The 11,560-nt window shown below is 37.2% G+C and carries 11 protein-coding genes; all 11 read left to right on the top strand.

Translation table 11 applies throughout. The annotated features are described in order from the left end of the window. Positions 1–129: 129 nt before the first annotated feature. The 11 genes from D6734_08240 (at position 130) to D6734_08190 (ending at position 11,555) form a co-directional block, all read left to right on the top strand. Positions 130–639 (top strand): Hsp20/alpha crystallin family protein, encoded by a 510-nt coding sequence (locus D6734_08240; GenBank protein ID RMF94276.1) that lies wholly within the window; start codon positions 130–132, stop codon positions 637–639. A gap of 167 nt (positions 640–806) precedes the next feature. Beyond that, entirely contained in the window at positions 807–1,448 is a 642-nt protein-coding gene (locus D6734_08235) for a hypothetical protein (protein ID RMF94275.1), read from the top strand. 124 nt (positions 1,449–1,572) lie between these two features. Beyond that, positions 1,573–1,785, top strand: a complete 213-nt coding sequence (locus D6734_08230; protein ID RMF94274.1) for a CopG family transcriptional regulator — start codon at positions 1,573–1,575, stop codon at positions 1,783–1,785. Positions 1,786–1,814: 29 nt separating this feature from the next. Beyond that, positions 1,815–2,957 (top strand): sulfate adenylyltransferase, encoded by a 1,143-nt coding sequence (sat, locus tag D6734_08225; GenBank protein ID RMF94273.1) that lies wholly within the window; start codon positions 1,815–1,817, stop codon positions 2,955–2,957. A gap of 17 nt (positions 2,958–2,974) precedes the next feature. Next, positions 2,975–4,351, top strand: a complete 1,377-nt coding sequence (locus D6734_08220) for a phosphodiesterase (GenBank protein ID RMF94272.1) — start codon at positions 2,975–2,977, stop codon at positions 4,349–4,351. A 36-nt stretch (positions 4,352–4,387) separates the two neighbouring features. Continuing rightward, a complete protein-coding gene (gene cysC, locus D6734_08215) occupies positions 4,388–4,987 on the top strand; it encodes an adenylyl-sulfate kinase (protein ID RMF94271.1) in 600 nt (199 codons plus the stop codon). Between the two features lie 20 nt (positions 4,988–5,007). After that, the gene (locus D6734_08210) at positions 5,008–6,321 is read left to right on the top strand and encodes a hypothetical protein (protein ID RMF94270.1); all 1,314 of its coding nucleotides are present in this window, start codon (positions 5,008–5,010) and stop codon (positions 6,319–6,321) included. Then, positions 6,321–8,453 (top strand): nucleotide pyrophosphatase, encoded by a 2,133-nt coding sequence (locus D6734_08205; GenBank protein ID RMF94269.1) that lies wholly within the window; start codon positions 6,321–6,323, stop codon positions 8,451–8,453. Before D6734_08210 ends, D6734_08205 begins: the two co-directional genes overlap by 1 nt. Next, positions 8,446–10,461: a hypothetical protein gene (locus D6734_08200; protein RMF94268.1), complete on the top strand. Its 2,016-nt coding sequence runs from the start codon at positions 8,446–8,448 to the stop codon at positions 10,459–10,461. Before D6734_08205 ends, D6734_08200 begins: the two co-directional genes overlap by 8 nt. A gap of 23 nt (positions 10,462–10,484) precedes the next feature. Further along, positions 10,485–10,679 (top strand): hypothetical protein, encoded by a 195-nt coding sequence (locus D6734_08195; GenBank protein RMF94267.1) that lies wholly within the window; start codon positions 10,485–10,487, stop codon positions 10,677–10,679. 51 nt (positions 10,680–10,730) lie between these two features. Next, positions 10,731–11,555, top strand: a complete 825-nt coding sequence (locus D6734_08190) for a hypothetical protein (protein ID RMF94266.1) — start codon at positions 10,731–10,733, stop codon at positions 11,553–11,555. The last annotated feature ends 5 nt before the right edge of the window (positions 11,556–11,560 follow it).

Here is an 11,560-nt window from a genome sequence, read left to right as displayed (position 1 = left end):
TTTTTGAAAGTATATATTACCACAAAAATAATATGAATAGGATATTTTTTATTTTTAAAATAGGACTAATTTAGTCCTAAAAAGAGCTTGACTTTTTGCTCTTTGACAATTAACTTATAAGTAAAAGCAGTGCTTAATTCTGATTTTCTTTTTTCAGAGTATCAGAATAAAAGAGGAGGAGAAAAAATGAAGCTTGTACATTATCACCCTCAGGGTTCAGATAAAAGATTAGGTAAATGGTTGAGAGATTACACCCCGCTTTTTAAAGAATATTTTGATGACTTTTTTGATGAGTGGGATGACCGTTTCTCATGCAGAATGAATGTTTATGAAACTGCAGATAGCTGGGAGTACTTTGTGGAACTTCCGGGAGTAAAAGAAGAAGACCTCAAAGTAACATTTGAGGACAAGCATATCAAGGTTTCGGGAACTAAAAGCTTTGAAGATGGATTTGGAGAAATAACAAGGTATCACAGAAGAGAAATCGGTGAAGGTTATTTTGAGAGATGGCTGCACCTTCATGATGGAGCAGATATTGAAAATATCAAGGCAAAACTAAAAAATGGAGTGTTAAGGGTTTCAGTTCCAAAACTTGAGCTTGCAAAGGTTAAGATGATTGAAGTGGAGGCAGAAGCATAATCTCGGGGTAACTTTAGTATCAATTCTCAAAGAGGGGCTCATTGCCCCTCTTTTTTTGTATTTTTCAGAAAATTCATAAAGCAAGAGTTTTTTCCTGCCCTTTGATTTGACAATGCTTTGAAATTTAATAACCATACTTTTAAAAAAATACTTATTGGAGGTTGATTATGAATTCAGTAATTTATGATATGACTTCTTTTTTTCCATATAATCAGGGGAATAGGTGGAGTTATAAACATATTTCTAATGGGAACGAATCGGAGGTTTCGTATATAATAGATGGCGTTGAAACATTTTTTGGTGTTCAAGTCCCAAAAAAGGTGCAGGAAGACAATCCTGATGAGTATTTCTGCACACTTATTGATCCGATTTATGGTGTGCGGGACTTTAAGCATCACATTGGAATGTCTCCCAATTTTTTAGTTTATACACCACCAACTATAATTATCCCTGCAAAGATGGCTTTAGGACAAATACATTATAATACCTCTCATCTATTCAGACATAAATATGACGGAGAGATTCAAGATGAAGGCGAATTTTATGATGTGACTCGATTTGAAAACATTGAAGATATTGAAACACCGGCAGGGATTTTCAAAGAGTGTCCAAAATTGACCCTTATTAGAGATGATGTCTTTTCTGATTTAGTTGTAAATGTCATATTCACCCAATGGATGGCAAAAGATGTGGGAATTGTAAAATTGCATTCTAAAGTTAATATTTATTCACCTCAAAATCCCGAGCCATATATTGTAGAAAGTGAGGATATCATTACATCTGCAGATATAGATGGGGAAAAAATTTAATTTGCTATCTTGTTGTTTTATTGATAGAAATTTAAATTTTAGGGTTAAAAATATGTAAAAAACTTGACAAATCGACAAAACACTCATATAAGAGTGCTATAAAACTCTTATAAGAGTGTATGATATGGATAAAGTAACAATAAAGATTCCACGCGTTTTGTATAATAAAATTCAACAGCTTATCTCGGATTCAGGTTTTAATTCCCCAACGGATTTCATAGTCTATGTCCTTCGGGATATGGTAAGCGACGCTGGAATAAGTTCAGAGGATGATGCATTAAAACCTGACGAATTGAAAAGAATAAAACAAAAATTGAAAAATCTTGGATATTTATAAGCAACTTTTTAATTGTGGGAGAATTAAGAATGATTAAACCTCATGGTGGAAAACTTATCAATAGAATAGCTGATGATGAAAGCAGAAATAAATTAAAAGAAAAAGCTCAAAATTTGAAAAAAATAGCTCTTAATGAGAGAGAGACAAGTGATTTAGAGATGATAGCAACAGGTGCGCTCAGTCCACTTGAAGGCTTTATGACATCTAAAGACTACAAATCAGTCCTTGAGGAGAGACATCTTTCGACAGGTCCTGTTTGGACGATACCCGTTGTCTTATCTGAAAAAGAAGGAGATGATGTTGAAATTGGCAGTGAGATAGCTCTTTGCCAAAATGGGAATATCCTTGCAGTAATGGAAGTTGAGGATAAATTTACTTTTGATAAAGAAAAGGAAGCACAGGCAGTTTTACGGACAACTGACAAGGCACATCCGGGTGTGCAATATCTTGATTCTATCAGCAATACCTATATTGGAGGAAAGATTACTCTCATTGAAAAGCCTCACTATGATGATTTTAATGAATTTCGTCTTGACCCGGCAGACACAAGAAAACTTTTTGAAGAGAAGGGATGGAAGACAATCACTGCCTTTCAGACTCGAAATCCAATTCACAGAGCCCATGAATATTTGCAAAAATGCGCCCTTGAAATTGTAGATGCCCTGCTTATCCATCCTTTGATGGGCGCAACAAAAGGTGATGATATTCCGGGTGATGTAAGGTGGCAATGTTATACGACACTTTTAGAAAATTATTATCCTAAAGATAGAGTTGCCATATCTATATTTCCTGCGGCAATGCGTTATGCTGGACCTTCTGAAGCAATATTTCATGCCATAGCAAGGAAAAATTATGGATGTACACATTTTATTGTTGGGCGCGACCATGCAGGAGTTGGCAATTATTATGGCACTTATGATGCACAGTTGATTTTTAATGAATTCGACCCAAAAGAGATTGAGATTACACCTCTCTTTTTCGAGCATGCATTTTATTGTAAAGTATGCGGAAATATGGCTTCGACAAAAACCTGTCCGCATTCAAAGGAGCACCATGTTTTCTTGAGCGGTACGAAAGTGCGTGAAATGTTAAGGGCGGGACAAAAGCCCCCGGCAGAATTTACTCGGCCTGAGGTGGCAGAGGTATTGATAAGAAGTATGAAAAATTCTTGAAAGGAGATAATTTAACTATGACGAAACTTGTTGTAATAGGTCTTGACTGTGCAACGCCTCAACTCGTCTTTGATAAATGGCTCGATGAGCTTCCAAATATAAAATCGGTTATCGATGATGCCCTTTACGGTAAAATGGTATCAACTATTCCTCCAATTACTGTGCCAGCATGGACAGCTATGATGACATCGCATGACCCCGGTATGCTTGGTTTTTACGGCTTCAGGAATAGGAAAAGTTATGGATATGATGACCTTTATTTTGCCAATGCCAATTATGTAAAAGCAAAGACGATTTGGAACTATCTATCAAGAAATAGAATGAGTTCACTTATTATGGGTGTCCCTCAAACATACCCTCCCAAGCCCTTGAATGGAGTCCTTATTGCAAGTTTTTTAACGCCCAACAAGGATGTTCAATTTACATGGCCTGATGATATCAAGGCGGAATTGGATCAAGCCGCAGAAGGAGATTATATAATCGATGTGGACGATTTTAGAACAGACGATAAAGACAAACTCTTAAAATCCATTTATGTTATGACAGAACGCCGCTTCAAAGCGTTTCGGCACTTTTTAAAGAAGGATTTCGATTTTGCTATGATGGTCGAGATGGGTATAGACCGCATTCATCATGGCTTTTGGCGATTTTTTGACAAAGACCATCGCCTATATGAGCCGGGAAACAAATATGAAAATGCAATAAAAGATTATTACAGGTATGTTGATAGTGAAGTAGGAGAAACTCTAAAACAGCTCGATAAAGATACTTCCGTCATAATTGTTTCAGATCATGGTGCAAAGACAATGCATGGAGCGATATGCATCAATGAATGGTTTCAGCAGGAAGGGTATCTTACCTTGAAAGAACAGCCAAAGGAACAAACACGCCTAAAGATGGATATGATAGATTGGGAGAAAACTAGCTGTTGGGGTGAAGGCGGTTATTATTCGAGGATATTTTTTAATGTTAAAGGTCGTGAGCCGCAAGGAGTCATTCCTCAAGACGAATATGAATCCTTTAGAAACCAACTTATCGCTAAACTCGAAGCTATGACTGACGAAAACGGGAATTTAATCAATAACCGTATATTCAAGCCTGAGGAGATTTATAGAGAGTGCAAGAACATACCGCCTGACCTGATTCTTTATCCGGGAAACTTGGATTGGCGTTCAGCCGGTTCAGTTGGTACTGGCTCTATTCACATCTATGAAAATGATACAGGACCTGATGATGCAAATCATGCTCAGGAAGGAATTTTTATTTGGAGGATCCCGGGTAAAAAATGGGATAAAAGAGAAGATACAATTTCTATATATGATATTGCTCCATCGATTCTCAAATTTTATGGGATAGATATACCTGAAAATATGATAGGGAAACCGCTGATATAAAGAAATTTGAATTTAGAAAAAATTGGAGGAAGATTAATGAAAGGTTTTACACTTTGGTTTACAGGACTTTCCGGTTCGGGAAAGACAACTCTTGCAAGAGAAGTTGAGGCAATTCTTCTTGAAAGGGGTATGAAGGTTGAAGTCCTCGATGCCGACATAGTAAGAACAAATTTGAGCAAAGGGCTGGGATTTTCAAAAGAAGACAGAGATACGAATATTAGACGAATCGGTTTTGTATGCAACCTTCTTTCAAGAAATGGAGTTGTTGCCATTGCGGCGGCGATATCACCTTACAAAGCAGTAAGGGAGGAGAATCGCAGATTGATCAAAAATTATGTTGAAGTTTACTGCAAATGCCCTCTTGAAACTTTGACGGAAAGAGATGTAAAGGGACTTTATGCAAAAGCGCTTAAAGGTGAAATAAAAAATTTCACAGGTGTCGACGACCCCTATGAAGAACCTGATAATGCTGAAGTAGTTGTGGATACTTCCAAGGAATCTATAGAAGAAAGTGTAAAGAAGATTATAAGAACACTCGAATTGATGAAATTGATTCCGGAAACCGGAGAATCCGAATATTCTGAAGATGAGGAAGATGAGGTAAAGCAAAGATTAAAGGATCTTGGATATATTTAAGAAATTAAAAGGAGATACCTTTGGCTTTCTTTTTTAAAAAGAAGAAAAAAAAGAGATGCTGTGTTGTAGGTCTTGATGGTGTGCCTTTTTCATTGATTGAGCGCTTCATAGATGAAGATATTATGCCATTTATGGCTAAACTAAAAAGTGATGGCAATCTTCAGCAGATGAAAGTCACTCTGCCTGAAATTTCATCTGTCAGTTGGTCGTCTTTTATGACAGGAGTCAATCCTGCTGAACACGGGATTTTTGGTTTTATGGATTTGAAACCCGGCACCTATGATATGGTTTTCCCTTCGTATCCTGACCTCAAAGCACCAACGATATGGGATAAGCTCAAGGAAAAAGGTAAAAAAAGTGTTGTCATAAACCAGCCTTCTACCTATCCTGCGAAACCCTTGAATGGGGCAATGATTTCAGGATTTGTGGCTATAAATATCAAAAAAGCCGTCTATCCTCTTGCGCTGATATCACAGCTTGAAACAATGGGGTACAAGATAGATGTTGATACAATGAAAGCCCGCGAAGACCATGATTTTCTTATAAAAGAGCTTTACTCGACTCTTGAAGGAAGAAAAAAAGCCCTTGACCTTTTGTGGCGCACACAGGATTGGGATTATTTGGAGCTTGTTATAACAAGTACGGACAGACTTCATCATTTCCTATGGGAGGCATTGGAGGATTCAAATCACAAGCATCATCAGGCATTTCTTGACTATTATAATGCTGTTGATGGATTTATTCGTGAAGTTTATGAGAGATTTCTTGACACAGCAGGTGATGCAGACAGAGGAAGCCAATTTATCCTTTTATCTGACCACGGTTTTACAGGAATCGAGCAAGAGGTTTATCTGAACAAATTTCTTGAAAAGGAAGGTTTCATAAGTTATAAGAAAGATTTACCTGAATCTGTGGCAGATATTTCAGATGAGACAAAGGCATTTGTTCTTGATCCGGGGCGCATTTATATAAATGTAAAAGGTAAATATCCGAGGGGATGTGTCGAGGGTGGAGAAGTAGAAGAACTGAAAAGGCAGTTGAAAGATAAGCTCGAGACTCTCGAATACAACGGCAAAAAAGTAGTAAATAGCGTATTTTTTAAAGAAGACATATACAGTGGTAAATGCATCGATAACGCTCCTGATATAGTTGTTTTGTCAAATAGAGGTTTTGACTTAAAGGGATCGGTTAAAAAGAAGGAACTATTCGATAGAACGGTTTTATGTGGTATGCACACTTGGGATGATGCGTTTTTTTGGTCATTCAAAAAAGAAAAAGAAGAAATGAATATTACAGATGTTGCCGGCATCATTCTGAAAACTTTCGAAAGTTGATGAATAATTTGCAGATAACTAAAAGTTTAAGATATAAGTCATCATCAGTTTTTTTTAAGAAATACATCCCCTTTGCGATTCTTTTAATCTTTTTTTCCTACGATGCTGATGCCTACATTGGTCCCGGCGCTGGATTTGCTTTTATTTCAAGTTTCTTTGTCCTATTTGTAACATTTCTTCTTGCCTTTCTTTCTATTCTTGTTTGGCCAATTCGGTATATCATTAGGACATTTATAAAAAAACGCAGTGGAGAAAAAACTGATGTCGAGAGGGTCGTTGTATTGGGACTCGACGGGCTTGACCCTGCTCTTGTTACAAAATATATGAACGAGGGGAAACTTCCTAATTTTTCAAAACTCAAAGAGGAAGGCTCTTTCAGCCCATTGAGGACAACATATCCTGCAATGTCCCCTGTTGCATGGTCGTCCTTTATAACAGGAGTTGACCCTTCAAGGCACAATATTTTCGATTTTTTGAAAAGAGATGTAAGAACATATCTTCCTGATATTTCATCGGTGCACATTGGAAATACGAAGAAGACTTTGAATATTGGGAAATATAAGATCCCAATTGGGAAACCAGAAATTACCCTTTTAAGAAAAAGCCAACCCTTTTGGAAGATTTTAGGAGACAATCATATTTTTAGCGCAGTACTTCGCGTTCCAATTACATTTCCTCCTGAAAAATTTTATGGCGTTTCACTTTCAGGAATGTGTGTTCCTGACCTCAAAGGCACGCAAGGGTCTTTTACTTATTATACAACGGATAAAAATTCTGTAGGCAAGCATACTGGCGGAGTAAGGGTCTTAGTGGAAAGAAAAAACAATATTATTGAAAGTCATATTAAAGGACCTGAAAATTCGCTTCTTAAAAATGGTGGTGAAATGACAATACCCTTTAAAATAGAGATATTGAACGATTCTGAAGCAATTTTGAAACTACCTGACGAAGAAATCAAACTTAAAAAAGGTGAATATACAGATTGGAAAGTGATTGTTTTCAAAGCAGGATTAGGTATTAAAGTGCAGGGAATTTGCCGCTTCCTGTTGAGGTCTGTTTCTCCAGAATTTGAATTGTATATAACACCGATTAATATTGACCCTGACACTCCTGCTATGCCTATTTCTCATCCCCTCTATTATTCTGTTTATCTTTCCAAAATGCAGGGACGCTATGCTACATTGGGACTTGCAGAAGACACTTGGGCTCTTAATGAGCGCGTTATTGATGAGGAGGCTTTTTTGGGACAGGCATATAAATATTATGAAGAAAGAAGAGAGATGTTTTTCAATATGCTTGATAAAATCAAAAAGGGAATGGTTGCATGCGTTTTTGATACATCAGACAGAATTCAGCATATGTTTTTCCGTTATATAGATGATAGGCATCCAGCTAATAAAGATAAAGATACAGTGAAGCATAAAAATTCCATTGAAGATATGTACAAAAAAATGGACGAACTTGTAGGTGAAACAATGCAGAAGCTTGGAGAGAAGGATGTCCTTATGGTCATATCTGACCATGGTTTCAAGTCTTTTAGGCGCTGTGTAAATCTCAATACATGGTTTCATCAAAATGGTTATATGCATTTTAAGGACGGAGGTACAGGAGGAGAGTGGTTTCAAGGTGTTGATTGGTCTAAAACACGAGCATATACCTTTGGACTTGGTGGCATCTATATCAATTTGAAAGGTAGAGAAGGTCAAGGAATTGTTGAACCGGGTGAAGAGTATGAGAATTTGAAAAAAGAGTTATGTGAAAAACTCAATAATTTTCAGGACGAGGAATGGGGAGAAACTGCAATATGCCGCCTCTATGACAATAAAGAGCTTTTCAGCGGACCTTATGCAGGTAATGGTCCCGACCTTTTTGTGGGATTCAATGTTGGTTATAGAACTTCATGGGAAGCGGCAGTGGGCAAATGTACAGACAAAGTAATAGAGGACAATACGAAAAGCTGGAGTGGAGACCATTGTATTGACCCACGATTGGCGCCGGGTATATTGTTTTGCAGTAGGAAGATTGATGCGGATTCGCCTTCGATTATGGATATTGGACCTACTGTATTAAAGCTCTATGGCTTGGATATTCCTAAATATATGCAGGGTAAACCGTTAATTAACAATGTATGATATGATATTTAAGAGAGGCAGATCAAATTTGAAGAGCAAAAGTAAAGTTTTGGTACGCATCATTCTTCTTTTCGCCATAATACCTTTTCTAATTATTGGATGCGGGAAGAAAGCTGAAACATCTGATACGAAAAAGAAAGTTCTAATTTTAGGTTTTGACGGTATGGACCCTATAATTTTAAGGAAGATGATGGATGAGGGAAGAATGCCCAACTTCAAAAAACTTGCCGAAGAAGGTTCATTTAAAGAGCTTCAAACTTCCAATCCGCCACAGTCTCCTGTTGCATGGTCTAATTTTATTACCGGTATGAATCCGGGTGGACACGGAATATTTGATTTTGTCCATCGCGACCCAAAAACGCTTTTCCCTTATCTTTCAACATCACGCACAGAGGCGGGTAAGAAAAGCATTACAATTGGCGATTGGGTTATACCGCTTGAATCAGGCAAGGTTGAACTTTTACGGCATGGAAAATCTTTTTGGGAAATATTACAAAGCAAAGGTGTGCCGTGCACAGTATATATGATTCCTTCCAATTTTCCACCTGTAGAATGTGAGGCAAAAACTCTTTCAGGAATGGGCACTCCTGATATGCTTGGGACATATGGGACTTTTTCATATTATTCCAATGTTGAACCAGAGATGGAAAACGGCGAAATCTCAGGAGGAAAATACTACGAGGTTTATGTCAAAAGAAATACTGTAAAAGCGAAAATATACGGACCTAAAAATACCTTCAGAAAAGGTGCACCTGACTGCACTGTTGATTTCACAGTCTATATTGACCCTGAAAATCCTGTTGCAAAGATTGTGCTTCCTAATAAAGAAATATTCTTGAAGGAAGGCGAATGGAGCGAATGGATTAGGATTGATTTTGAGCTGATACCCTATTTGCAGTCTGTTTCGGGAATATGCCGTTTTTATCTAAAAGAAGTGCATCCTGATTTCAAGCTTTATGTTACACCGATAAATATAAATCCTGAAGACCCTGCTCTGCCCATTTCGACGCCGCCCGATTTTTCGAAGGAGCTCTTCGAAAATGTAGGATACTTTTATACACAGGGAATGCCAGAAGACACAAAAGCCCTCTCAAGCGGAATATTTGATGATGGTGAATTCATCAAACAGATAACATTAGTCCATGAAGAGGAGGTCAGAAATTATCATTATCTTCTTTCTCAATTTAAAAGCGGACTTCTCTTTTATTATTTTTCAAGCACTGACCAAAATGCCCATATGTTTTGGCGTCTCCATGATAAAAACCATCCTGCTTTCAATCAGGAATCTTATGATAAATATGGAGATGTCCTTGAAAAGGTTTATGAAGAGATGGATGATATCCTTGGTTATACTTTGAAGCGAATAGATGATAATACCACTTTGATTATAATGTCTGACCATGGCTTTGCGCCCTTCTATTATTCCTTCAACATAAATACTTGGCTTTTGAACAATGGTTATGTCGCATTGATTGACCCTTCAAAACAGGGAGAGGAGGAGTTGTTTGCCAATGTTGATTGGAGTAGGACCAAGGCATATGTCTTGGGATTGAATGCTTTGTACATAAATCTTGCTGGAAGAGAAGCAAATGGAATCGTATCTCCGGGAGATGAATATAATCAACTTGTAGACGAACTGGTAGAAAAATTGAAAAAAGTAGTAGACCCTAAAACAGGAAAGAAAGTTTTCAGAAATGTTTATAAAAGAGATGACATCTATTCAGGGCCATATGTAAAGGATGCCCCAGATATCCTCTTGGGTTTTGCGAGAGGTTATCGTATCTCATGGGAAGCAAGCCTTGGAAAGTTTCCAAAGGAATTGATTACGGACAATATGGAAGCATGGAGTGGAGACCATTGTATGGCGCCTGAAGAAGTGCCGGGAATAATCCTTTCCAACAAAAAGATTGTCAAGGAAAATCCTGCACTCTATGATATTGCACCAACTCTTTTAGCAGAGTTTGGCTTTGAAAAGGAAAAAGAAATGGTAGGCAGTAATATTTTTTAACCTGATTTCAGGGAGGTAGAAAAATGTTTGGTGGAGCTAAGATAAAGATTGATAAGGAACTTTTGGCAAAGGTAAAGAAATATGCAGACATTGCCGGATATTCATCAGCAGAAGAATTCATTACACATACGATTGAAAAAGAGATTGCAAAACTTGAAGAAGCCGATTCCGAAGAAGATATCAAGAAAAAATTGCAGGGACTTGGATATATTTCCTAATATTGTTTGTTAAAAAATTAAGGTCTTTTTTAAAGGATTAGAAAAGGAAAGATGATTACATTTGTGAAATTGTTGAATGGGTTGTTTGACCTGATTTTTGCACCCTTCAAAAATATGGCGCCTGTGTGGGGAATAACTGTTGTTTCACTCATAACAGGTGTTGTAATGTTAATCATCTTCCGCTATACGTCAAATCAGGAGGGGATTAAAAATACAAAGGAAAAAATAAAAGGTTATCTTCTTGAAGTCCGCCTTTTCAATCATGACCTTCAGCAGATGTTAAAATCTCAGAAAAAGATATTGAGGACAAACCTTACTTATATGAGATATTCTGTGACGCCGATGCTTGTAATGATAATTCCGGTTATTTTTATCCTTGTCCAGCTTGACAGCAGATATGCATACAGGCCGCTAAAAGAAGGAGAAAAAACGATAGTTTGCCTTAAACTCGATGATGGCATATTGATAAATAATGCGGATATTGAATTGGAATTGCCAAAAGGCTTGAAATTGGATGCACCACCATTGAGGATTGAAAGAGAGAATGAAATTGACTGGCGTTTAAGAGTCGAAAAGAGTGGAAATTATAAACTTACATTTATTGTGAATGGTAAACGCTATGAAAAAAAATTGTTAGCAGAAAACATTCTTCAGCGAGTTGGTGCAGAAAAGGAAAAGGTAAATTTTGAGCATATTCTTCTTACTCCTGCCGAAACACCATTCCCGTCAGATTCTCCCATAGAAGAGGTAAGAATAAATTACCCTGAAATGAATTTAACATTTTGGGGAGTGGAGATTCACTGGCTTATTGTCTTTTTTGTCCTCTCAATTATTTCTGCCTTTGGACTAAAGGATGTCTTTAAAGTTCAAGTGTAATGTAG

This window comes from Candidatus Schekmanbacteria bacterium, assembly GCA_003695725.1.
Taxonomy (GTDB): domain Bacteria; phylum Schekmanbacteria; class GWA2-38-11; order GWA2-38-11; family J061; genus J061.
The sequence above is the reverse complement of the archived record's forward strand: the minus strand, read 5'-3'. Positions and strand labels throughout refer to the sequence as shown.

Coding starts and splice junctions, on each gene's coding strand:
- D6734_08230 (RMF94274.1), top strand. CDS start 1,573: ATGGATAAAGTAACAATAAAGATTCCACGCGTTTTGTATAATAAAATT.
- D6734_08190 (RMF94266.1), top strand. CDS start 10,731: ATGATTACATTTGTGAAATTGTTGAATGGGTTGTTTGACCTGATTTTT.
- sat (RMF94273.1), top strand. CDS start 1,815: ATGATTAAACCTCATGGTGGAAAACTTATCAATAGAATAGCTGATGAT.
- D6734_08235 (RMF94275.1), top strand. CDS start 807: ATGAATTCAGTAATTTATGATATGACTTCTTTTTTTCCATATAATCAG.
- cysC (RMF94271.1), top strand. CDS start 4,388: ATGAAAGGTTTTACACTTTGGTTTACAGGACTTTCCGGTTCGGGAAAG.
- D6734_08195 (RMF94267.1), top strand. CDS start 10,485: ATGTTTGGTGGAGCTAAGATAAAGATTGATAAGGAACTTTTGGCAAAG.
- D6734_08220 (RMF94272.1), top strand. CDS start 2,975: ATGACGAAACTTGTTGTAATAGGTCTTGACTGTGCAACGCCTCAACTC.
- D6734_08200 (RMF94268.1), top strand. CDS start 8,446: ATGTATGATATGATATTTAAGAGAGGCAGATCAAATTTGAAGAGCAAA.
- D6734_08205 (RMF94269.1), top strand. CDS start 6,321: ATGAATAATTTGCAGATAACTAAAAGTTTAAGATATAAGTCATCATCA.